The sequence below is a fragment of the Streptomyces sp. NPDC086835 genome (assembly GCF_044745705.1).
Taxonomy (GTDB): Bacteria; Actinomycetota; Actinomycetes; order Streptomycetales; family Streptomycetaceae; genus Streptomyces.
Window position 1 is genome coordinate 342,675 of sequence record NZ_JBIVAU010000005.1, and the last position, 21,406, is coordinate 364,080.

A 21,406-nucleotide genomic window follows, 5' to 3' on the forward strand; every position below is an offset into this window, starting at 1 on the left:
GTTCGAAGGAAACACGCCCACGCCGAGGCCGTGGTCCCTTCACGAACAGGCCCGGTCGAGGTCCGGTCCGGTCCTGAACCGGACTCGGCACAGGCGGGACGGGCCGTCGGGGCAGGTCAACGCCTCCCCGACGGCCCCGTGGCATGACGGGCCCGTCACACCTCGATCCGCGGGAACAGCGGAGCGGGTGCGGGAAGAACTCCGCCGACCGCCGTGCACTGCTCCCTGATACGGGCCGCGGCACCCGGCAGGAACGGGTCCAGCCGGTCGCCGAGGACCAGGCACGCCTGCAGGAGGGCGTCGAGAGCCCGGTCCAAGCTCCGCGCGGCTTCGGGGTCTCCCGCCTTTTCCGCCTTGGCCGACTCCCAGGGCCGGGTGGCGTCGATGCAGCGGTTGGCCTCCTCCACGATCGACCACACCGCGGCCGCCGCCCGGCGGAAGTCGAAGCCGGCGAGGGCATCCGCGATCAGCCGAGGGCTGTCGTCACACGCCTCTGCCAGTGGCTTCGAGGTGAGCGCGAGGGGGCGCGACGCCGGAGGACGGCCGTCACGGTAGCGGTGGACCATGGTGACGACGCGGTTCACCAGGTTGCCCAGCCCGCCGGCGAGGTCGCTGTTGGCGCGGTCCACGAGACGGTCCCGCGTGAAGTCCGCGTCGCCGACCCTCGGTACGTCTCGCAGCAGCCACCAGCGGACCGCGTCCGTGCCGACATCGGCGGCCAGTTCCGCCGGATCGACCGTCGTACCGCTCGACTTGCTGATCTTGCGGCCGTCGACGGTCAGATAGTCGTGGACCAGGATGTCGGTCGGCAGCGGCAGCCCCGCCGACAGCAGCATCGCCGGCCAGTACACGGCGTGGAACCTCAGCACGCCCTTGCCCGCCAGGTGGACGCGCCTGCCGCTCCCGCGCCACCACTCGTCGAACGTGTCCTCCCCCGTGCCGTACCCGAGGCTGGTGACATAGTTGCCGAGCGCGTCCCACCACACGTAGACGACCTGGTCGGAGTCCCCCGGGACGGGGATGCCCCAGCCACGGGCGCGGCGCTGGGAGCGGGAGACGGAGAAGTCGTGCAGACCGCCCTCGATCAGGCCGAGGACCTCGTTGCGGCGTGAGGCGGGCTCGATCCGCAGCTGTCCGTCCGTGATCAGGTCCCGCAGGGTGTCGGCGTAGCGGGAGAGCCGGAAGAACCAGTTCTCCTCGGACACGAGCTGGGGCTCCGTCCCGTGGTCGGGACATCGGCCCTCGTCGAGGTCGGCGGGGGTCCAGAACTGCTCGCAGCCGACGCAGTACAGCCCTTCGTAATGCCTGCGGTACAGGTCGCCCGCGTCGGCGCACCGCTGCCACAGCCGCTCCACACCGGCGCGGTGCCGCGGGTCGCTGCTGGTGCGGATGAAGTCGTCCGACGACAGGGCGAGCGGTCCCCGCAGGGCGGCGAAAGCGGCGGCGTTGCGGTCGACCAGCTCCTGGACCCCGATGCCCTCCGCCTCCGCCGCGAGGACGTTCTTGAGGGAGTTGTCGTCCGTGCCGGTCAGGAAACGGACCTGGCCGCCGGACCGGCGGCTGTGCCGGGCGAGCACGTCGGCCTGGACCAGTTCCAGGGCGAAGCCCAGATGCGGCCGGGCGTTGACGTACGGAATGGTCGTGGTGATGTAGGTACGCGTAGCGGTCATGGAAGCCTCCTCCTGTCCCGGGCGGGGCTTCCACCTGCACATACGCGAAAGAGGCCCCGTTTCCGGGGCCTCGGTACGTCACACGTCCGACTCAGCAGCCCCGTCTGCGGGGCATCATCGGGAACGAGTGCGTGGTCATGCGGGGAGGCTAGCAGAGCGCGACGGAGCAGGCCCGGGCATTTTCCGTCCGCGGCGCCGTACGCCGGTCAGGCGGCCAAAGCGCGGTCGATGCGCCGCAGGACCGTCTTGTGGGTGACCTGCCCGCGCAGCCCGTCCAGTTCCAGCCGCGCGTCCGCGGTGCCGATGCGCGCGAGGGACACCACGCCGGCTTCCGCGACCCTCACGGGATACGCACCGGAACGCGGCAGCCCTCTCAGCGAGGTCTCGACCAGGCGGGCGAGCGCGTCGCAGGTGTCGTCACGGGGCGGCAGCAGCGAAAGCAGCCAGGCAAGGGCGCGCAGCGCCTGGACGTTGTACGGGTCGTAGGCGGCGGGGCCCTGCGAACCCCGCAGCGGCACGGTGCGCTCCCGGCCGACGAGTTCGAACCACTGGTGCACGTGGCGACGGACCGACTCCGGCCCTGCCGCGTCGAGCAGGTCCCGGCCGGCGTCCAGCCACTTGGCCGACGGCGCACCCGCGCTGATCGGGGCCCTGTGGTCGAGCAGTCGCTGCCAGGGCTCACCGCCCGCCGCCGCGTCCTCGAGAGCCTGATCCGCCCATGCCTCGCCCGGGTTGAGCACGGGACCGGGGAAGCGGGTCAGCAACTCACGCAGGGCCGGCTCGGCGTGATAGTCGATCACGGTGCGCCGGAAGGTCGCCAGAACCGCCGGGCCGGGTATGCGTCCGGCTTCGATCTCGGCCTCCGCGAGCTCCCACTCCCGGTGCCCGAACGCCACGTACTCGCCGGCCAGACCCGTGAGGACGGCCTGGCGCTCCGCGGCCATCAGGTCCGGATCGAGGCCGCGTGCCACACCGGTCGCCACCACCAGCAACTCGGCCCTGAGGTAAGAGGTGTTCCTGCGGAACGCCTCGGCGGACGGCGCCGCCGCCACCGTGCGCGCATGCCAGTCGGCCCAGATGCCCGCCAGCTCCAGCCGGTCACGGCGTGGCAGCTGCCGCAGCCACGCCATGGCCTCGGCGCCGGGCCCGGTCATGGATCCGTTGTGGCACGCGGCCTCCATGACCGAGCGGGCGAGCCCGGCGAGGTCTCCGCGCTCCGCGAACCCGCGGTGGACCGCACCCTGCTCCAGCAGGATGTCGGGGTTGCTCAGCCATGTGCTCATGATCAGGAGCGTAGAAGACACCACTGACAGGAGCACGGGTGAGCACCGCGAGGTAGGTTCCGGTGCGAGAACAGCGTGCCTTCACGGCCCTGCCACGACCGCGCGGACGGCCGGACGGCGGTGAGGCCGGGACGGCTGCACGACGAGGGGGCAGGAACTCGATGGCCGGCATCACCCCGACCGAGTGGTGGGAACTGCTTCCCGCCGGCATCCGCGAACTGGCCGACGGGTACGTCCTCCAGGACGCGCGCATGCGAGCCGTCCGGACCGTCTTCGAAGCGGGCCGCGCACGCGGCCTGGGCCTGGCCGACGCCCAGCTCGTCGTACACGACCGCTACCTCCACCACGGCGACCGGATCGCCCGCACCCCCGACAGCCCGCTCGACCTGGACTCCCTGGCCGCCCTGGCGTCCGGCGCGCCGGGACGTGTCGTGGCGATCGAGGCCGTCTGGGACGGCGACACGGTCCACGACTGGTTCGTGGAGCTGCTGGCCGTCACCGCCGACCCCGCGGGGGACCACGCGCTGGCCGTGATCCACCGGGACGCGGCCGCGCGGTATCTCGGTGACGAGGACCTGGGCAGGCGCCATCCGTCAGCGGTGGCGGCCGAGCGGGCGGGCAGCGCCCCGGCGGCACATCTGTCGGTTCCGTTCCACTTCGCGAGCCCGCACACGCCGGACGACGAAGCCCCGCGCCTGCGCGAGTGACCACCCAGGGTGTCAGGGCGGGTTGCCGCCCTCCTGCGCCGTGAGCCGGGCCACCTCCCGCATGGTGCGCAGGATCTCCGGCCGCGCCGCCGGGCGCGAGGCGAGGCCCCGGGGGCTGGGGTGCCAGGTCGCCAGGGTGCGGACCGCAGGGGCGTAGCGGGCGACGTACGCGGCCCAGCCTGCCTGGGCGCTCCGGCCCATGGGCACGACGACCTCCAACTTCGGGAGCAGCGAGATCACTTCGTGGAGGAAGGGCACGGCGCGCTGTACTTCGGTACGTCCCGCCGCGGCGATCCGGTCGGCCGTGCCCAGGTACCACGGCACGATGTTCCAGTGCAGGGAGTGCTCGTAGGGCAGTCCTGCCTCACGGCGGAGAAGCCAGCAGTTCTGGGCGGTCGGGTCGTTGTTGTCGACGGAGATGATTCCGCTGCCCGTACGCCGCAGGCCCGCCTCGCTTCCCACGGCCGTCCGGCCGGGCGCTTCCAGCAGGAAGAGACTGCGCGCCTCGACTCCGCCGGAGGCCGGGTCGAACCACGGAACGGACTCGCCCTGACCCAGCCGTTCACGCAGGTCGGCCACCCAGTCGTTGAGCGGACGCACCGACGGACCGGTACGTACTGCCTTGAGCCGCGCGGTGAGGAAGACGGGATCCCGCAGGCTGCGGGGAGTCGTCGTGGGCGCGAAGCTTTTCGGGAACATGTCGCGAAGTATGCCGCTTACGGGCGCGATTCAGCGTGAATTGCCCGCGCGTGCCGCCGAGTTGGCCGTGTTGTCCGACCCGGCGGCCGCCACGGCATCGAGCTCGTCGATCGCCTGAGCTGCTTCCGCGCGTACCTCCGCGTCGGGGTGACGGAGCAGCCGCTCGACAACTGCCCTGGCGGCGGACTCATGGGTGGCCGAGAGGATGAAGGGCACGTAGGCCAGTTCCAGCGGGTGCAGCACCGCCGTCTCGTCGGCGATCGGCCCGAGGAGCGCGTACGGGATCCGGTAGCGGACGACCGCGTGCGACAGGGCGTTGAGGCCGGCCTCCTGTACGACGCGGTCACGTTGCGAGGTGACGGCGTCGACGAGAGCGGCCACCACCCGCTCGGCGTCCGCCTGTTCAAGGCTGCCGGCCTCCAAGAGGTCGCCGAGTTCGTCGGCCGCCGCATCGCGACGCACCGCCTCCCGCCCGGTATCGCGGCCGACGAGGTCCGTGCGGTTGAGCGTCGCACAGAGCACTTCCACGCGGTCGAGGGAAGCGCGGGGGCGTCGTGACGTGGTCATACGCCCAGTCTCGCAGCCGCTCATGCCGTGGGCACGCCGTCCGGGAACGCCTGTTCCGTCCAGATGGTCTTGCCGGAGCGGGTGTAGCGGGTGCCCCAGCGCTGGACGAGCTGGGCGACGATGAACAGGCCGCGACCGCCCTCGTCCTCGGCCGTGCTGTGCCGCAGGTGGGGTGAGGTGTGTCCGGTGTCCGCCACCTCGCACAGGAGTGTGCGGTCGCGGATCAGGCGGAGTTGAAGCGGCCCCTCCGCGTAGCGGACCGCGTTGGTGACCAGTTCGCTGACGACCAGCTCGGTCGAGAACGCCAGTTCCTCGAGACCCCAGGTGTTCAGCTGCCCCGTGATGAGTTCCCGCGCGCGGCCGGCCGCCACCGCCTCCGCCGGCAGCTCCCACATCGCGACCTGGCCGGCGTCGAACTCCCGGGTACGGACCAGGAGGAGGGCGGTGTCGTCGGCGGTCGTGCCGCCCGGCAACAGCTCGGTGACCACCCGGTCGCACAGTTCTTCCAAGGGCATGTCCCGGTGGGCGGCCAGCACGTGGCCCAGCATGTCGAGCCGCTCGTCGATGTCGCGGTCACGGGCCTCGACCAGGCCGTCGGTGAACAGTGCCAGAAGGCTGCCTGCGGGCAGGCCGATCTCCATCGACTCGAACGGCAGCCCGCCCAGTCCCAGCGGCGGTCCCGCGGGCAGCTCCGGGTAGTGGTACGAGCCGTCCATGGTCACGACCACCGGCGGCAGATGCCCGGCACGTGCCATCGTGCAACGGCCCGAGACCGGGTCGTAGACCGCGTAGATACAGGTGGCGCCCGTCGTCACGTCGGGATGCGGGCCGGCCGCGACGTACGCTCCCGCCGCCTCTCCCGGGCCCCCCTCCCCCGGCCCCTGGAACGCGTCGGTGGCGGGGACCACCAGGTCGTCCAGCCGTGCGAGGAGTTCGTCGGGCGCCATGTCCAGCTCGGCGAGGGCCTCCACGGTGGTACGCAGCCGTCCCATCGTGACCGCGGCCGGCAGTCCGTGGCCGACGACGTCACCGACGACGAGCCCGACGCGTGCGCCGGAGAGCGGGATGAGGTCGAACCAGTCGCCGCCGACCCCGGTGGCCCCGTCGGTCGGCAGGTAGCGGTGGGCGACCTCCACGGCGGAGTGCCAGGGAAGGCGCTGCGGGAGAAGCTCGCGCTGGAGGGTGAGGGCCGCGGCGTGTTCGCGGGTGAAACGGCGGGCGTTGTCGATGCAGACGGCGGCTCTGGCCACCAGTTCGTCGGCCAGGGCGACCTCTCCGTTGTCGAAGACCGCCGGCCGGCCCTCACGGGTGAAGGTGACGAGGCCCAGGGTCTCGGAGCCGGCGCGCAACGGTACGACGAGCGCGTTCTCGTCGAGCACCTTGCCGCCGGAGGACAGGCTGCGGAGCTGCGGAGTACCGGGCGGGTAGTCGAGGACCGTGCGGGCCGCCCGCGCCGGTGCCCTGGCGACCCTGACGAAGCCGCTTCTCGGTGGCCCGCCCGTTCCGGGATCGCCGCCTTCGAGGACGCCCGGCGCGATGTCGACCTCGACCGCGGAGGCGAAGGCGGGCACCGCCACATCCGCGAGTTCCTGAGCGGTGACCGCCGCGTCGAGGGTCGTGCCGATGCGGCGCCCCGCCTCGACCAGCAGGGCCAGCCGGTTCTGGGCGTCGTAGCGGTCGGTGATGTCGAAGGCGTCCTCGCACACGCCCAGTACTCGGCCCTCCGCGTCCTCCAGCCGGTAGTACGAGCACGACCACAGATGTTCCTTGCCGGGATCGCTGGGCAGCTGCCCGAGGAAGTGCACGTCGAGCACGGGCTCGCCGGTGTCGAGGACCTGGCGCATGACGCCGTCGAGAGTGCGCGGGTAACCCTCGGTGACGAGCGTGCCGCCCGGGTAGAGCTCGTCCGCGTGCGTGCCCCGGTACTGGGCGAACGGTCGGCCGATCTCCGCGCTGGAAGCGGCGTTCGCCCAGGCCAGCCGGAGATCCGTGTCGTAGATCGCCAGTCCGATCGGTGACTGGGTGGCCAGCCCGTCGAGCATCGCCAGGCGCGACTCCCACACCCGCAGCCGCTCGGACTCCGCGAGGACCAGGACCCGCGCGGCCGTCCCGCCGTCGGCCAACTCGGACACCGCCGCTTCGACCGGGACGCCGTGACCGTCGCGGTGCCGCGCGAGCCGGGGCTCGTGGCCGTGGAAGGGCAGTCCCTGTGCCCCGGCCGGCGCAGGGGCCGGGAGCCGGGGCGGGAGGGGAGGGGCACCCGGGGAAGCGGCGGAGGCCGGTGCAGGCTCTGACAGGTCGGCCGGGGACCCCGCTGCGAGCGCGGTTCCGCACAGGAACACGTCGACAGGCCGGCCGAGGATGTCCTCGGGCCCGTACCCGAGCAGTGCCTCGGCCGCCGGGCTCCACCCGATGACCCTGTTGCGGGCATCGAGGACCACCGTGGCGGCGACAGCGATGTCGAGCGGGCCACGGAGATCCTCGCCCTCCACCGGTCTCCATGTCCGCCAGGCGCTTGCCGCGTCCCACGTGCCCGCAGCCTGTACAGACCCGTTCATCCTCTTCAGAATCTGCCTGCCCCGCCGGATGCACAAGCGTTGCCGGTGAGGCGGGAAGGCCGGGAGTGTGCCGCCCGGCGTCGCCGGGTCGTGCGCCCCCGGTCAGGATCGGCGGTCACCGGGTGTGCCGTCGTCGGTCACCCGGGCTGCTCGTCCGTCTCGACGAGCCTGGCGAGGTTGTCGAGTGCCATGCGGGTGCCGGTCTCGTTGTCGGCGGCCGGGACGATGTCGGGAATGCCTTCATGGACGATGACGACATCGGTGCCGCCGGCCGCGTCGGTGAGCGTGGTCGTCATCGTCATCTCCCAGCGGAGCGCCGGGTCCGCCGTCTCGAACTCGAGCACTTCGACCACCGCCTCGTCCGGGACCAGCCTGGCGAAACGGCCGTGGTAGGTGTCGGTGTGCGGGGCCGATTTACCCGTGCCGGCCGGCGCGTCGTACATGAGCGAGACGCGGAACCTGCCGCCTTCACGGGCGTCGAATTCGTGGACACGGCTGCTCATGCCCGTTGGCACCCGCCATTTCGCGACCGCGTCGGCGTCCAGCAGCGCCCGGTAGACCGCCGCGCGCGGGGCTCTCACATGCCGGGACACCTGCGTCGAGTACATGGAGGGCAACGTATCGCTCCGACGACCGAGCAGGCCGGGGCACGCGGAAACACGCGCCGTGGTGGCGCCGCGCAGTCGGCGGGGTCATGTGGACGAGGACGGCTGCTGCGGCGAGCGTGTCACGGCGGCCTACGACCGGTGACCGGCCCGGTGAAGTGCCCTCGGGCCGGGGGCTTACTGATCGCTCCAGGAGGAGTGCGAGTCGTCTCGTCGGGCGGTTCGGCGTCAGCCGCCACGGTTCGCGGGCCGCGCTCATGGTGATCGAAGGACACGGCACCCGCACTGGTGAGGCGGAGCCCCGCCCCGCCGAAGCGGAGCCCTGCCTTTCCGGCCGGGGCTCCGCTTGCTTCCTATCAGCATCTAGCCCGGTCGGCGCTTGCCCTGGCCGGGCTTGTCAGGGTCGACGCCGGTGAACGCGGAGTCGTCCTTCGTCCCACTGGGGCGTTGCGAGCGGCCCTTGCGGCCCGTGTCCCGCATGCCCTTCTCCGAGTCGCCGCCGTACTCCTCGCCGCTCGCGGTCCCGCTTTTCACGGTGTCGCCGGGAACGGATCCCTTCTCTTCCTTGGAAACTCTCCGGCCCTTGCCGGGGCTGCCCGCTTCCTCGGCGTGGAAGGAACGCCGGGCGCTGGGGTTGTCCTGCTGGCTGGTCTCGTCCACGTCCGGGGACCAGCCGTGGTGCTCGGTCCCCCGGTGACGGCTCGAGCCTTTGCCGTGGGAGGGCTGTGATGACTTGGGTTCCTTGGCCATGCGCCGACCTGCCTGTCCGAAGTCGTGGGGGCACTCCTGTGGTGCCAGGTGCATTGCGATTCTCCCACCTGCGAACGAGTCCGGCATATAGGTCAATGCGGACGAAGACCGGCGTACAGGCATGCCGCTCCCGGCCATGTGGCCGGAATCGCGATGCTTACGAGTGATGTGGGGGCTTCATGCCCACACCTGGCTGCGGATGTGTTCGACCATCGCAGGCAGTCGGCTGTGTCGAGCGGCCGAGAGGGTCGCATCAGTCGCGGGAGGGCCGCCATGCATATCTTGCTCGTCGCCAGCGCGTACAACAGCCTGACCCAGCGGGTCCACGCCGAACTGCGTGACCGCAGGCATGCCGTGGCCGTGGAGGTGACGCCGCACGGCGCGGCGGTGCGGGCCGCGGTACAGCGGCACCGGCCCGACCTCGTGGTGGCGCCACTGCTGAAGGCCGTGGTTCCACGGGACGTGTGGACGGCCTGCACCTGCCTCATCGTGCATCCGGGGCCGGTGGGTGACCGCGGACCGTCCTCGCTGGACTGGGCGATCGACGAGGACGTCGACGCGTGGGGCGTCACCGTGCTCCAGGCCGACGAGGAGATGGACGCCGGCGACGTCTGGGCGACTGTCGGCCTTTCCGTCCCCCGGGTCGCCAAGAGCGACCTCTACCGGAACGAGGTTTCCGACGCCGCAATCGAAGCCGTCCTGCTGGCCGTCGACCGTTTCGCGTCGGGCACCTACGTTCCCCGGCCGCAGATCGGCCTCCCGCGGACGGCCGCGGCGCGGACCCGGCCGTACTTCCGTCAGGCGATGCGCCGGATCTCGTGGCACGACGACTCCACAGAGACGGTCCTTCGCAAACTGCGCGGGGCGGACTCGCAGCCCGGCGTGCTGGACGAGTTGCTCGGCGGCGACTGGTTCCTCCACGGCGGCCACGCGGAGGACGCGCTGCGCGGCCGGCCCGGCGAACTGCTGGCCACCCGTGCGGGTGCCGTCTGTCGCGCGACGTCCGACGGCGCGGTATGGATCCCCGAGCTGCGGGCCCGCCGCGGTCCCGGGCTGCCACGCGCCTGCAAACTGCCCGCCACCCTCGCTCTGGCCGACCGGCTGCCGTCTCTGCCCGAGATTCCCGCACCTCTGTACCCGACCGAGGGCCATCGCACCTGGAGCGACATCCGCTACCGGGAGGAGGGGGCGGTCGGGTTCCTTTCCTTCTCGTTCCCCGGCGGGGCCATGAGCACCGGTCACTGCCGCCGGCTGCTGGACGCCTACCGGACGGCGTGCTCCCGCCCCACCGCCGTGCTGGTGCTGGGCGGCAGCCGGGACTTCTTCTCCAACGGCATCCACCTGAACGTCATCGACGCGGCCGCCGACCCCGCTGCGGAGTCCTGGGCCAACATCAACGCCATGAACGACCTGGTGGAGGCCGTTCTGACCACCACCGACCGGCTCGTGGTCAGCGCGATCGGCGGCAATGCCGCCGCCGGCGGCGTCATGTTCGCACTGGCCGCGGACGAGGTCTGGTGCCGGTCGGGCTCCGTGCTCAACCCGCACTACCGGCGCATGGGCCTCTACGGGTCGGAGTACTGGACCTACACCCTGCCCCGCAGAGTGGGCGGCCCCATGGCGGAGCGGCTCACCGAGGAGGCCCGGCCGGTATCCGCGGCCACCGCGCAGAGCATGGGGCTCGTCGACCGGGTCGTCGACTGCGCCCCGCAGGACTTCACCGCCGAGGTCACCCGACTGGCGGCACGACTGGCGGCCCTCCCCTCTGCTCAGCTGCGCGTCGCCACCAAGAAGGCGGAAAGCGAGCGCCGTACATCCACGAAGCCGCTGGCCGCCTATCGCGCGGAGGAACTCGCGCACATGCGGCGTACCTTCTCGGACCCGGAGGCGCCGTACCACGCCCTGCGCCGTGCGTTCGTGCGAAAGCAGGAGGCCCCCACCGACTTCGGCAGCCCGGGTGCGGTGGCGGCGCGCCCGGCTGACTGTTAGCAAGATCGGGGGCCTGTATGAGGCCTTTGCCGCGAACCTCCCAGGAGGCGTACTCATGAACGCAGGAACGCCGACCACGGTCGAAGAGCCCGGCGCGTCCGGTACGCCCGGCAGTGACGAGTCGCCGATCCACATCCTCTGGATCAACGCCGGGCTGAGCTGCGACGGAGACTCGGTCGCGCTGACGGCAGCCATGCAGCCCAGCATCGAGGAGATCGCCCTCGCCGGTCTGCCGGGCCTGCCCAAGATCGCCGTCCACTGGCCGCTGATCGACTTCGAGTGCGGTCCCGTCGGCGGCTCGGACACCTTCATCGAGTGGTTCTTCAAGGGGGAGCGCGGCGAGATCGACCCGTTCGTGCTGGTGATCGAGGGGTCCGTGCCCAACGAGGCGATCAAGCAGGAGGGGTACTGGTGCGGCTTCGGTGACAACCCGGAGACGGGCCAGCCCATCACCACCAGCGAATGGATCGACCGGCTCGCTCCCAAGGCCCTCGCGGTGGTCGCGATCGGCACCTGTGCCACCTACGGCGGCATCCACGCCATGGCCGGCAATCCGACCGGCGCGATGGGCGTGCCCGACTACCTGGGCTGGGACTGGAAGTCCAAGGCGGGCATCCCCATCGTCTGTGTGCCCGGCTGCCCCATCCAGCCCGACAACTTCGCCGAGACCCTGACCTACCTGCTCTACCAGGCCGCAGGGTCCGCGCCGATGATCCCCCTGGACGACAAGCTCCGGCCGACGTGGCTGTTCGGCGCCACCGTCCACGAGGGATGCGACCGGGCCGGCTACTACGAGCAGGGCCAGTTCGCCATGACCTACGACTCCCCCAAGTGCCTCGTCAAGCTCGGCTGCTGGGGCCCCGTCGTCAAGTGCAACGTCCCCAAGCGGGGCTGGATGAACGGCATCGGCGGCTGTCCGAACGTCGGAGGCATCTGCATCGCCTGCACCATGCCCGGTTTCCCGGACAAGTTCATGCCGTTCATGGACGAACCGCCCGGCGGCAAGGTCTCCAGCACCGCCAGCGGCGTGTACGGCTCCGTGATCCGCAGGCTGCGGACCATCACGGCCAAGACGGTGGACCGGGAGCCGAAGTGGCGGCACACGGGACAGAAGATCACCACGGGCTACCGGCCGCCGTGGTGACCGCCCCCCATCAGGCCGCCGATCCCCTGTCCTGCTCGAAGAACTGACGAAGGGCACCGCACACACAATGGCATCCTCGACGACGACCGGTGACGGCACCGGCCTGGTGGAGATGGCCTGGGATCCGATCACCCGGATCGTGGGAAGTCTCGGCATCCACGCAAAGATCGACTTCAAGCAGAAGCGCGTCGCGGAGTGCTACAGCACCTCGTCGGTCTTCCGCGGCTACAGCGTCTTCATGCGCGGCAAGGACCCGCGCGACGCGCACTTCATCACCAGCCGGATCTGCGGCATCTGCGGCGACAACCACGCCACCTGCTCCGTGTACGCCCAGAACATGGCGTACGGCGTGAAGCCGCCTCATCTCGCCGAGTGGATCATCAACCTCGGCGAGTCCGCCGAGTACATGTTCGACCACAACATCTTCCAGGAGAACCTGGTCGGGGTCGACTACTGCGAGAAAATGGTCCGCGAGACCAATCCGGGCGTCCTCGAACTCGCCGAACGCACGGAGGCGCCGCATGCCGCCGACCACGGCTACCGCACCATCGCCGACATCATGCGGTCCCTCAACCCCCTCGAGGGCGAGTTCTACCGCGAGGCCCTCCAGGTCAGTCGCTACACGCGAGAAATGTTCTGCCTGATGGAGGGGCGTCATGTCCACCCCTCCACGCTGTACCCGGGCGGCGTCGGCACGATCGGGTCCGTACAGCTCTTCACCGACTACCTATCCCGCCTCATGCGCTATGTGGAGTTCATGAAGCGTGTCGTCCCCCTGCACGACGACCTCTTCGACTTCTTCTACGAGGCGCTTCCGGGGTACGAGGAAGTGGGCCGCCGGCGTGTGCTGCTCGGCTGCTGGGGAGCGCTCAACGACCCCGAGTACTGCGACTTCACCTACGCCAACATGAGCGACTGGGGCCGGCGCATGTTCGTCACACCCGGCGTCATCGTGGACGGCAAGCTCGTCACCAACGACCTGACCGAGATCAACCTCGGCATCCGTATCCTCCTGGGCAGTTCGTACTACGAGGACTGGCAGGGCCAGGAGCAGTTCGTCACCCACGACCCGCTCGGCAACCCGGTCGACCCGCGCCACCCCTGGAATCAGCACACCATTCCCGCTCCGCAGAAGCGGGACTTCAGCGACAAGTACAGCTGGGTCATGTCGCCGCGCTGGTTCGACGGCAAGGAGCACCTGCCGCTGGACACCGGCGGAGGCCCGATCGCGCGCCTGTGGTCCACCGCCCTGTCCGGACTCGTCGACATCGGGTACGTCAAGGCCACCGGCCACAGTGTCGTCATCAACCTGCCCCGCACCATGACCAAGCCGGAGACCACCTTCGAGTGGAAGATCCCCCGGTGGAGCAACGCGCTGGAGCGCAATCGAGCCCGCACGTACTTCCAGGCCTACGCCGCGGCCGTCGCACTGCACTGTGCGGAGAAGGGACTCGAGGAGGTCCGCGCCGGACGCACCCAGACCTGGGAGAAGTTCGAGGTGCCGGACGAGTCCATCGGCGTCGGCTTCACCGAGGCCGTGCGCGGTGTCCTCTCGCACCACATGGTCATCAGGGACGGCAAGATCGCCAACTACCACCCGTACCCGCCGACGCCGTGGAACGCCTCCACGCGTGACACGTACGGCACTCCCGGTCCCTACGAGGACGCCGTGCAGAACACACCGATCTTCGAGGAGAACCCGCCGGAGAACTTCAAGGGCATCGACATCATGCGTGCCGTGCGCAGCTTCGACCCCTGTCTGCCCTGCGGCGTCCACATGTACGTGGGCGCCGGCAAGACGGTGAAGTCGATGCACGTGCCCACCGGGCTGAGCGGCCTCGCCGGATGAGCGCGCTGACCGCGGAGCAGGCAGGCCGGCAGGTCGAGGAGGTCCTCGACCGGCTCGCCGCCACCCAGGACGCCGAAGTCTGCGCGGCGGCAGAGGAACTGGTGCGGGTGCTCATGGAGTTCTACGCCTCGGCGCTCGGCCGGGCAGTCGAACTGCTCCAACGACCCACCGCCCAGCCGCCCGCGCCCCCGCTGGAGAGGCTGCTCGGCGACGAACTTGTCGCAAGCCTGCTGAATCTGCACGGGTTGCACCCGGACGACCTGCCCACCCGCATCGCGCGTGCCCTGGACAGCATTCCGCACCCCGTCGAGCACGCGGGCCTCGATCCGTCGACCGGTGTGCTGCGCCTGCGCGTCACGGCCTCGACGGGCTGCGGCTGCCCGAGCACCCAGGAGTCGGTCCGGCAGGCGGCTGTCGACGCGCTCGCGTGCTTCGCGCCCGAAGTGACGGACGTGGACATGGAGGCGGCGGCCGCCTCGCGCGAGCCGGCGCTGCTTCAGATCGGCAGCGGCCCGCCGCACGCCGTATCGGGGGGCCGCTCATCGGCCACGGCGCCGTGAGCGCGCCCCAGGCGGGCCCGGGGGTGCCGTGGCGTCCTCCGGGCCCGCAGGGACTGCGCCGCTTCACCACGGCCCGGCGGCCCCGCGAAGAGCAGTGCGAACTGTGCGGGGCGCCCGTCGGTGGTGAACGCCACCGGCACCTGGTCGACACCGAGAAGCGGGCACTGGCCTGCGCCTGCGGCCCCTGCTCCCAACTGCTGGACCGCTCGGGCGGGCCGAACGGCCGCTTCCGGGCGGTCCCCGGCCGTTACCTGAGCGACCCGGGGCACCGGCTCGACGACAACGCCTGGGAGCTGCTGAGGATCCCCGTCGGTGTCGCCTTCTTCTTTCGCAACTCCACCCTCGACCGTCTCGTCGCGCTCTACCCGAGCCCGGCCGGAGCCACCGAGAGCGAACTCGAGCCGTCGTCCTGGCAGACCGTCCTCGAAGGGACGGACCTCGGCTCGCTGCTCGAACCGGACGTCGAGGCCCTGCTGCTGCGCCGCCACGGCGGTCGCACCGAGTGCTACCTGGTGCCGATCGACATCTGCTACGAACTGGTGGGCCGTATGCGACTGCGCTGGCAGGGTTTCGACGGCGGCGCGGAGGCCCGGGCCGACCTCGACACGTTCTTCGCCCATGTCCGCGGCACGGCCCGCGACGTGCAGGGGAGCCGGTCATGACCGAGTTCTCCTTCAGCTGTAGCGGCGTGCGCGCCGACGCGTACGCCGCGGGCCCGACCCTCGTGTTCCGGCTGCGGATCACCGCCTCCGAGGGCGTACGGGTCCACGCGCTCGCGCTGCGCTGCCAGATCCGGATCGAACCCGCCCGGCGTGGATACGACAACGCGGAGGCAGAGGCGCTGACCGACCTGTTCGGCGAGCGCTCCCGATGGGGCAGCAGCCTCAACCCGGTGCAGTTCGCACAGGTCTCCTTGATGGTCCCCGGCTTCACCGGGGAGATCGAGACGGACCTGGTCGTGCCCTGCACCTACGACACGGACATCGCGGCATCCCGCTACTTCCGGGCCCTGACCGACGGGGAGGTGCCGCTGCTCATGCTGTTCTCCGGTACCGCCTTCACCGGTGCCGGCGGCTTCCATGTCGAGCCCGTGCCCTGGGACAAGGAGATCGCCCACCGGATGCCCGTGAAGGTCTGGCAAGAGATGGTCGAGCAGCACTTCCCCGGCTGCGGTTGGATCCGGCTCCCCCGTGACGCCATGGATGCACTGCTCGCCTACCGGTCGCGGCGCGCGCTGCCCTCCTGGCAGGCGACCGTCGAGACGCTCCTCGAAGAGGCGCGGGAGAGGACGGCATGACCACCGCCACCACGTTCACCCCCGACACACGGACCCGGCTCGCCATCGCCCGGCAGGTCGCCGACGCGGTGCTCTTCGAGGGCTATGTGCTCTATCCGTACCGGGCCTCGGCCGCCAAGAACAAGCTGCGCTGGCAGTTCGGCGTCCTCGTCCCCCCGGCCTGGAGCGCCGCCGGCGAGGAACACGACTTCCAGCGCACCGAATGCCTCATGGAACCGAAGCGGGGTGCGACGCTCGCGCTCGAGGTCCGCTTCCTGCACACCCAGCGGCGCGTCGTCCAGGAGACCCGGCCCGACGGGACATTCGAGACGGTACGCGAACTGCGCCTGGACGACCGGATCCTGGTGCCCTGGGACGAAGGCCTGGAGGAGAGGGTCGAACTGACCGTCTCCGTCGCGGAGCTGACAGGCGACGGCGTCGTCTTCCCCTTCACCCGTCCGGCGGCACAGGACACCGAACCGGTCACCGACGCCCAAGGCCGGGTCGTCGGACAGCTCGTGCGCCGCCGAGAGGAGATCAGCGGCGCCGTACGACTCTCGACGAGCGAGCTGGACGGCCCGTACCGCGTCGAACGGCTGAGCGTGGTCGTGGAGAACACGAGTTCCTGGGTGCCCGCCGGCGGCGGAGACCGCGACGCGGCCCTGCCGTACTCACTGGTCGCCAGCCATGTGCTGCTGCGTCTGGACGCCGGCGCGTTCCTCTCCATGACCGACCCGCCCGAATGGGCGCGAGGCGCTGTCGCGGCCTGCCGCAATCTGCACACCTGGCCCGTGCTCGCCGGTGAACCGGGCAGCGGCGACCTGGTGCTCTCCTCACCGATCATCCTCGAGGACCATCCCGCCATCGCGCCGGAGAGCCCAGGGGCCCTGTACGACGCCACCGAGATCGACGAGATCCTGGCCCTGCGCACCGCGGCACTCACCGACGAGGAGAAGCGCGAAGCCAGGGGAACGGACGCCCGCGCGGCGGCCGTGATCGACCTCGCCGACACCATGCCGCCGGAGGTCCTGGAGCGCCTGCACGGAGCGGTGCGGAGCCTGCGGGAGGTGACCGGGCAGCAGGAACTCGACGAGCAGGCCGTGTTCCGGCCCGAAACCCCCTGGTGGGACCCGGGCGGCGACGCGAGCGTCGATCCGGACCGCGACCATGTCATGGTCGACGGCCGGACGGTACGCGCGGGCAGCAGGGTCGTACTGCGGCCGGGCCTGCGCCACACCGATGCCCAGGATCTGTTTCTGCACGGCCGCAGCGCACTCGTCGAAGCGGTGCTGCACGACGTCGACGGCGGGGTGCACATCGCTGTCACCGTCGATGACGATCCGGGCGCGGACATCCGCCGCGAGCAGGGGCGTTTTCTCTACTTCCAGCCCGACGAAGTCGAAGTCCTGGAGGACGTGTGACCACTCCCGTACCGCCCGGTCCCCGCACCCTGGTCGCCGGGGTGGGCAACATCTTCCTCGGCGACGACGGCTTCGGCGTCGAGGTCGCCAGAAGGCTGGCCGAGGAGGAACTGCCGCCCGATGTCGAAGTGGCCGACATCGGGATCCGCGGCGTCCACCTCGCCTATCAGCTCCTCGACGGCTACGACACACTGGTGATCATCGACGCGACCGCGCGCGGGAACGAAGCGGGAACGCTGTATCTGATCGAGGCGGGAGCGCCCGGCGACCGGTCTCCCGCGGAAGACGTCCCGCTCGACGGGCACCGGATGTCACCCGACGCCGTCCTGGCGCTGCTGGACACGCTGTGCGCAGGGACCGGCGCCACACCTCCGCGCCGCACGCTCGTGGTCGGCTGCGAACCCGCCGTCATCGACGAAGTCATCGGGCTCAGCCCGCAGGTGGACGCCGCGGTGCCGGGAGCGGTGCGGATGGTGACCGACCTGGTCCGGAAGGAAGCCGTCGTATGAAAGGCCGCCGAATGACAAGCCGTCGTAGCAGAAGTACGGAGAATCCCATGAAGAAGACCATCATCGGCGGCGCTGCCGCCGCCACGGCCGCCACGGCGGTCGCTGCCATCGTCAGGGGCGTCCTGCCCGACCTCAGGCGTTACCTGCGCATCCGCAAGATGTGACGCCCGGAGTGTTCACCTGGGCCTGCGGGGCGGCCCGGGTGAACCGAACGGCGTACGCAACGGTGTGACCCCGGCGCGCCGGACGCCCGGGCGCCACGGCTCCGCCCTGTAATGGGCGCCGGAGACACCCCCGGCACAGGACGGAGACCGATGCACGAGATGTCCGTCGCGCTCGCCGTCGTCGACCAGGTCGAGCGGGCGGCACGCTCCGGTGGGGCCGTCCGCGTCGAGAGCGTCCGCCTCGAGGTGGGTGAACTTGCCGGGGTCGTTCCCGACGCGCTGGCCTTCTGCTTCGAACTCGCCTGCGCCGGCACGGTCCTCGAAGGCGCCGAACTCATCACCCGGTCTGTTCCGGGTACCGCACGCTGCGGCGCGTGCGCGGACGTGTGGGACGTCGGAATGCCACCGCAGTTGATCTGCCCCGCGTGCGGCGATGCCGCCGCCGATCTCATCTCGGGCCGTGAACTGCGGATCGCCGAGGTGCGGTGGACCGACGTCGAGGCGGAAGCCGATCCCGACGCGACGCAGGCACGCATCCGCGAACCGATTCCCGAGGAGAGCCGAGCATGTGCCGAGTAGTCGACCTCCAGCAGGCCGTCCTGGCGAAGAACGAGGCGGCGGCACGGATTCTGCGCACCGAGCTGACCGCCCGGGGGACCACGGTCGTCAACCTGCTCTCCAGCCCCGGCAGCGGAAAGACCGCTCTGCTCGAACGCGAGCTGCTGCTGGCACGGGAGCGCGGCGTCCTCGTCGCCGCACTGACCGCGGACCTTGCCACCGAGAACGACGCGGAACGCCTGGCCCGCTCCGGTGTCCCCGTCAAGCAGATCCTCACCGACGGGCTGTGTCACCTGGAAGCGGACATGCTCGCCGGGCATCTGCACAACTGGCTGCCCGAGGACACCCGGCTGCTGTTCGTCGAGAACGTCGGCAACCTGGTCTGCCCCGCCTCCTACGACCTCGGCGAGTCGCTGCGGGTCGTCCTCGCCTCTGTGACCGAGGGGGAGGACAAGCCGCTCAAGTATCCGACCGCATTCGGGCTCGCGCACCTGGTGGTCGTCACCAAGACCGACATGGCGGAGCCCGCCGCTTTCGACGAGGCGGTCTTCCGCAGCAACGTGCAGCAGGTCAATCCGGGGGTGGAGGTGGTCCTGACGTCCGTGCGCAGCGGAGAGGGTGCGGGCTGCCTCCTCGACCGGGCACTGTCGGCGGCCGGAGGAAGCGCCGTCCACGCTCCGGTGATGGCTCAGGCACGCGCGTGATCACGCCGCAGTCCGGTGCGGCCCTGGCGCCGGCCGTGCAGCGCAGCAGGGTCGTCGTGCGGGGCGTCGTGCAGGGTGTGGGGTTTCGGCCCTACCTGTACACGCTGGCCACGGGACTGAGGCTCTCGGGCCATGTGACCAACACTGTCGACGGCGTGGTCGTCGAGATCGAAGGCGAACCGGCCGCCGTCGCGCGGTTCTGTGCACGCATCGCCCCCGAAGCCCCGCCCCTCGCGCTCGTCGACTCGGTGGACGCCACCGAGGTGCCCGCCACCGGGGGGAGCGGATTCACCATCGTCCCGTCCCGCGGCGGCGGCCCCGCTCGCACCTTGGTGTCGCCGGACGCTGCCACCTGTGCCGACTGTCTCGCGGAGCTCTCCGATCCGGCGGACCGGCGGCACCGCCATCCGTTCATCACGTGCACGCACTGCGGGCCGCGATTCACCATCGTCACCGGCCTGCCCTACGACCGCGACCACACGACCATGGCCGGGTTTCCGATGTGCTCCGACTGTGCACGGGAGTACGGCGATCCGACCGACCGCCGATTCCACGCGCAGCCGGTCGCCTGCCCCGCCTGCGGCCCCCGGCTGCGGTTGATCGTCGCGGGGAGCGACGGCGCAGGAACGCGCTCGGCCGTGCCGCCGGGCGGGGATCCGATCGCCGGAGCACGCAGGCTGCTGGCCGGTGGCGCGATCGTCGCCGTGAAGGGGCTCGGGGGCTACCATCTGGCCTGCGACGCGACGAACGCTTCGGCGGTGGCCGAGCTGCGGCGGCGCAAGGCTCGTGGCGACAAGCCGTTCGCCCTGATGGCCGCAGCCGTCTCCGATTTCGAGCACCTTGTTCAATTGGGCCCCCTGGAACGGGACCTGCTCACGGGCAGCGTACGGCCCATCGTCCTGATGCGACGCCGCCCCGGCGCACGGCCGCTGCCCGGCACCGCCTTCCCCTGCGAAGACGTCGCACCGGGCAGCCCGGACCTCGGCGTCATGCTCCCCTACACGCCGGTGCACCATCTGCTCCTCGGACCGGGCACGCCGGAGCAGGACCCGCCCAGGCTGTTGGTCATGACCAGCGGCAACATCGCCGGCGAACCCATCGTCACCGACGACACGGAAGCGCGGACGCGGCTGGCCGCGCTGGCCGACGCCTGGCTGCTGCACGACCGGCCTATCCATGTGCCGTGCGACGACTCGGTGGTGCGCGTCTGCGACGGCGAACCGCTGATGCTGCGCCGGTCCCGTGGGCACACCCCCCTACCCCTCACCCTGCCCGTGCCGGTGGTCCCCGCCCTTGCCGTCGGCGGAGATCTGAAGAACACCTTCTGTCTCGGTGAGGGCCGCAAAGCCTGGCTTTCCGCCCACATCGGGGACATGGACGACCTCGCGACGCAGCAGGCCTTCGAACGCGCCGAGGAGCAACTGGAGTCCATCACAGGAGTACGGCCCGGCATGGTGGTCGCCGACCGGCACCCGGCATACCGATCCGCCCAGTGGGCGCACCGGCACGCCGAAGGGCGCCCGGTCGTGCGGGTCCAGCACCATCACGCCCATGTCGCGGCCGCCATGGCGGAGCACGGCCACGACGGCAGCCGCCCGGTGATCGGAGTCGCCTTCGACGGCACCGGACACGGAGACGACGGCGCGGTGTGGGGCGGCGAGTTCCTGATCGCGGACTACGCGGGGTACTCCCGGTTCGCGCATCTCGCATACGTCCCCATGCCCGGCGGGGACGGGGCCGTACGGCGTCCGTACCGCATGGCCTTGGCGCACCTGCGTGCCGCGGGCATCCCCTGGAGCGGTGACCTGCCGTGCGCGAAGACCTGCCCGGCCGATGAACTCTGCCTGCTGAAGCAGCAGTTGGAACGAAACCTGAACTGTGTGCCCACGTCGAGCATGGGCCGTCTGTTCGATGCGGTCTCGTCGCTGGCCGGAGTCTGCCATCGCGCCGGTTACGAGGCGCAGGCCGCGATCGAACTCGAGGCCGCCGCCGTGGGCGGGGAGACCGAGGAGGACGCCCGGTACGCGTTCCGGCTGGTCCGGTCGACCGGGTCGCCGATCGCGTGCGACCCCGCGCCACTGCTCGGCGCAGTCGTCGAGGACCTGCGGCACGGCACCCCGGCGCCGGCCGTCGCGGGGCGCTTCCATCAGGCGGTGGCGCGGCTCGTCCGCACGGTGTGTGCCGCGGCGCGCGAGGAGACCGGGATGGAGACCGTCGCACTGACCGGCGGGGTGTTCGCCAACGTCCTGCTCTCCTCCCTCTGTGCCCGCGGTCTGCGCGAGGACGACTTCACCGTCCTGCGCCATCAGCGGATCCCACCGAACGACGGGGGGCTGGCCGTAGGTCAGCTCGTCGTGGCCGCCCACACCGCGGCCGAGGCCGGATGACGGGCA

General features: G+C 71.0%; 20 protein-coding genes. 13 read left to right on the top strand and 7 right to left on the bottom strand.

The genetic code is table 11. From position 1 onward, the window contains the following. Positions 1-155: 155 nt before the first annotated feature. Positions 156-1,670, bottom strand: coding sequence for a methionine--tRNA ligase (gene metG / locus ACIPJI_RS19390; protein ID WP_402247545.1), 1,515 nt, complete (start codon positions 1,668-1,670; stop codon positions 156-158). A 206-nt stretch (positions 1,671-1,876) separates the two neighbouring features. Beyond that, positions 1,877-2,953 carry a hypothetical protein gene (locus ACIPJI_RS19395; protein WP_356621524.1) on the bottom strand — a complete coding sequence of 359 codons (1,077 nt, stop codon included), beginning with the start codon at positions 2,951-2,953 and terminating at the stop codon, positions 1,877-1,879. A 161-nt stretch (positions 2,954-3,114) separates the two neighbouring features. Between ACIPJI_RS19395 and ACIPJI_RS19400 the strand changes: the two genes are divergently transcribed. After that, a complete protein-coding gene (locus ACIPJI_RS19400) occupies positions 3,115-3,660 on the top strand; it encodes a hypothetical protein (RefSeq protein ID WP_402247547.1) in 546 nt (181 codons plus the stop codon). Positions 3,661-3,672: 12 nt separating this feature from the next. On the opposite strand, the gene ACIPJI_RS19405 is transcribed toward ACIPJI_RS19400, so the two are convergent. The 5 genes from ACIPJI_RS19405 to ACIPJI_RS19425 form a co-directional block, all read right to left on the bottom strand. Next, positions 3,673-4,359: a uracil-DNA glycosylase gene (locus ACIPJI_RS19405; protein ID WP_356621526.1), complete on the bottom strand. Its 687-nt coding sequence runs from the start codon at positions 4,357-4,359 to the stop codon at positions 3,673-3,675. Between the two features lie 30 nt (positions 4,360-4,389). Further along, positions 4,390-4,926 (bottom strand): hypothetical protein, encoded by a 537-nt coding sequence (locus ACIPJI_RS19410; protein WP_356621527.1) that lies wholly within the window; start codon positions 4,924-4,926, stop codon positions 4,390-4,392. A gap of 20 nt (positions 4,927-4,946) precedes the next feature. Then, complete coding sequence (locus ACIPJI_RS19415; RefSeq protein ID WP_402247549.1) at positions 4,947-7,484, bottom strand: SpoIIE family protein phosphatase; 2,538 nt, start codon at positions 7,482-7,484, stop codon at positions 4,947-4,949. A 137-nt stretch (positions 7,485-7,621) separates the two neighbouring features. Continuing rightward, a complete protein-coding gene (locus ACIPJI_RS19420) occupies positions 7,622-8,092 on the bottom strand; it encodes an SRPBCC family protein (protein ID WP_402247550.1) in 471 nt (156 codons plus the stop codon). Positions 8,093-8,452: 360 nt separating this feature from the next. After that, entirely contained in the window at positions 8,453-8,839 is a 387-nt protein-coding gene (locus ACIPJI_RS19425; protein WP_356621530.1) for a hypothetical protein, read from the bottom strand. Positions 8,840-9,112: 273 nt separating this feature from the next. Between ACIPJI_RS19425 and ACIPJI_RS19430 the strand changes: the two genes are divergently transcribed. The 12 genes from ACIPJI_RS19430 to hypF all read left to right on the top strand — a co-directional run bounded on the left by ACIPJI_RS19430 (position 9,113) and on the right by hypF (position 21,400). After that, complete coding sequence (locus ACIPJI_RS19430; protein ID WP_402247552.1) at positions 9,113-10,828, top strand: enoyl-CoA hydratase-related protein; 1,716 nt, start codon at positions 9,113-9,115, stop codon at positions 10,826-10,828. Positions 10,829-10,883: 55 nt separating this feature from the next. Further along, positions 10,884-11,972, top strand: a complete 1,089-nt coding sequence (locus ACIPJI_RS19435; protein WP_356621532.1) for a hydrogenase expression protein HypE — start codon at positions 10,884-10,886, stop codon at positions 11,970-11,972. A 67-nt stretch (positions 11,973-12,039) separates the two neighbouring features. Next, complete coding sequence (locus ACIPJI_RS19440; protein WP_402247553.1) at positions 12,040-13,821, top strand: nickel-dependent hydrogenase large subunit; 1,782 nt, start codon at positions 12,040-12,042, stop codon at positions 13,819-13,821. Beyond that, positions 13,818-14,381 (top strand): hypothetical protein, encoded by a 564-nt coding sequence (locus ACIPJI_RS19445; RefSeq protein WP_356621534.1) that lies wholly within the window; start codon positions 13,818-13,820, stop codon positions 14,379-14,381. Before ACIPJI_RS19440 ends, ACIPJI_RS19445 begins: the two co-directional genes overlap by 4 nt. Continuing rightward, on the top strand, positions 14,378-15,043 hold the full coding sequence (locus tag ACIPJI_RS19450) for a DUF5947 family protein (protein WP_356621535.1): 666 nt from the start codon (positions 14,378-14,380) through the stop codon (positions 15,041-15,043). Before ACIPJI_RS19445 ends, ACIPJI_RS19450 begins: the two co-directional genes overlap by 4 nt. Next, on the top strand, positions 15,040-15,678 hold the full coding sequence (locus ACIPJI_RS19455; protein WP_356621536.1) for a DUF6084 family protein: 639 nt from the start codon (positions 15,040-15,042) through the stop codon (positions 15,676-15,678). The genes ACIPJI_RS19450 and ACIPJI_RS19455 overlap by 4 nt, the downstream gene beginning before the upstream one ends. Then, complete coding sequence (locus ACIPJI_RS19460; protein WP_402247556.1) at positions 15,675-17,078, top strand: hypothetical protein; 1,404 nt, start codon at positions 15,675-15,677, stop codon at positions 17,076-17,078. The genes ACIPJI_RS19455 and ACIPJI_RS19460 overlap by 4 nt, the downstream gene beginning before the upstream one ends. Continuing rightward, a complete protein-coding gene (locus ACIPJI_RS19465; RefSeq protein ID WP_402247558.1) occupies positions 17,075-17,587 on the top strand; it encodes a hydrogenase maturation protease in 513 nt (170 codons plus the stop codon). The genes ACIPJI_RS19460 and ACIPJI_RS19465 overlap by 4 nt, the downstream gene beginning before the upstream one ends. A 47-nt stretch (positions 17,588-17,634) precedes the next feature. Then, positions 17,635-17,751, top strand: coding sequence for a DUF6893 family small protein (locus ACIPJI_RS19470; protein ID WP_402247560.1), 117 nt, complete (start codon positions 17,635-17,637; stop codon positions 17,749-17,751). A 150-nt stretch (positions 17,752-17,901) separates the two neighbouring features. Continuing rightward, entirely contained in the window at positions 17,902-18,330 is a 429-nt protein-coding gene (hypA, locus tag ACIPJI_RS19475; protein ID WP_402247561.1) for a hydrogenase maturation nickel metallochaperone HypA, read from the top strand. Further along, complete coding sequence (gene hypB / locus ACIPJI_RS19480; protein ID WP_356621540.1) at positions 18,318-19,013, top strand: hydrogenase nickel incorporation protein HypB; 696 nt, start codon at positions 18,318-18,320, stop codon at positions 19,011-19,013. Before hypA ends, hypB begins: the two co-directional genes overlap by 13 nt. Next, on the top strand, positions 19,010-21,400 hold the full coding sequence (gene hypF / locus ACIPJI_RS19485) for a carbamoyltransferase HypF (protein ID WP_402247563.1): 2,391 nt from the start codon (positions 19,010-19,012) through the stop codon (positions 21,398-21,400). The genes hypB and hypF overlap by 4 nt, the downstream gene beginning before the upstream one ends. Positions 21,401-21,406 lie beyond the last annotated feature (6 nt).

What these genes read in the sequence shown, in the direction of transcription:
- metG (WP_402247545.1), bottom strand. Translation starts at nt 1,670, where the DNA reads ATGACCGCTACGCGTACCTACATCACCACGACCATTCCGTACGTCAAC.
- ACIPJI_RS19395 (WP_356621524.1), bottom strand. Translation starts at nt 2,953, where the DNA reads ATGAGCACATGGCTGAGCAACCCCGACATCCTGCTGGAGCAGGGTGCG.
- ACIPJI_RS19400 (WP_402247547.1), top strand. Translation starts at nt 3,115, where the DNA reads ATGGCCGGCATCACCCCGACCGAGTGGTGGGAACTGCTTCCCGCCGGC.
- ACIPJI_RS19405 (WP_356621526.1), bottom strand. Translation starts at nt 4,359, where the DNA reads ATGTTCCCGAAAAGCTTCGCGCCCACGACGACTCCCCGCAGCCTGCGG.
- ACIPJI_RS19410 (WP_356621527.1), bottom strand. Translation starts at nt 4,926, where the DNA reads ATGACCACGTCACGACGCCCCCGCGCTTCCCTCGACCGCGTGGAAGTG.
- ACIPJI_RS19415 (WP_402247549.1), bottom strand. Translation starts at nt 7,484, where the DNA reads ATGAACGGGTCTGTACAGGCTGCGGGCACGTGGGACGCGGCAAGCGCC.
- ACIPJI_RS19420 (WP_402247550.1), bottom strand. Translation starts at nt 8,092, where the DNA reads ATGTACTCGACGCAGGTGTCCCGGCATGTGAGAGCCCCGCGCGCGGCG.
- ACIPJI_RS19425 (WP_356621530.1), bottom strand. Translation starts at nt 8,839, where the DNA reads ATGGCCAAGGAACCCAAGTCATCACAGCCCTCCCACGGCAAAGGCTCG.
- ACIPJI_RS19430 (WP_402247552.1), top strand. Translation starts at nt 9,113, where the DNA reads ATGCATATCTTGCTCGTCGCCAGCGCGTACAACAGCCTGACCCAGCGG.
- ACIPJI_RS19435 (WP_356621532.1), top strand. Translation starts at nt 10,884, where the DNA reads ATGAACGCAGGAACGCCGACCACGGTCGAAGAGCCCGGCGCGTCCGGT.
- ACIPJI_RS19440 (WP_402247553.1), top strand. Translation starts at nt 12,040, where the DNA reads ATGGCATCCTCGACGACGACCGGTGACGGCACCGGCCTGGTGGAGATG.
- ACIPJI_RS19445 (WP_356621534.1), top strand. Translation starts at nt 13,818, where the DNA reads ATGAGCGCGCTGACCGCGGAGCAGGCAGGCCGGCAGGTCGAGGAGGTC.
- ACIPJI_RS19455 (WP_356621536.1), top strand. Translation starts at nt 15,040, where the DNA reads ATGACCGAGTTCTCCTTCAGCTGTAGCGGCGTGCGCGCCGACGCGTAC.
- ACIPJI_RS19460 (WP_402247556.1), top strand. Translation starts at nt 15,675, where the DNA reads ATGACCACCGCCACCACGTTCACCCCCGACACACGGACCCGGCTCGCC.
- ACIPJI_RS19470 (WP_402247560.1), top strand. Translation starts at nt 17,635, where the DNA reads ATGAAGAAGACCATCATCGGCGGCGCTGCCGCCGCCACGGCCGCCACG.
- hypA (WP_402247561.1), top strand. Translation starts at nt 17,902, where the DNA reads ATGCACGAGATGTCCGTCGCGCTCGCCGTCGTCGACCAGGTCGAGCGG.
- hypB (WP_356621540.1), top strand. Translation starts at nt 18,318, where the DNA reads ATGTGCCGAGTAGTCGACCTCCAGCAGGCCGTCCTGGCGAAGAACGAG.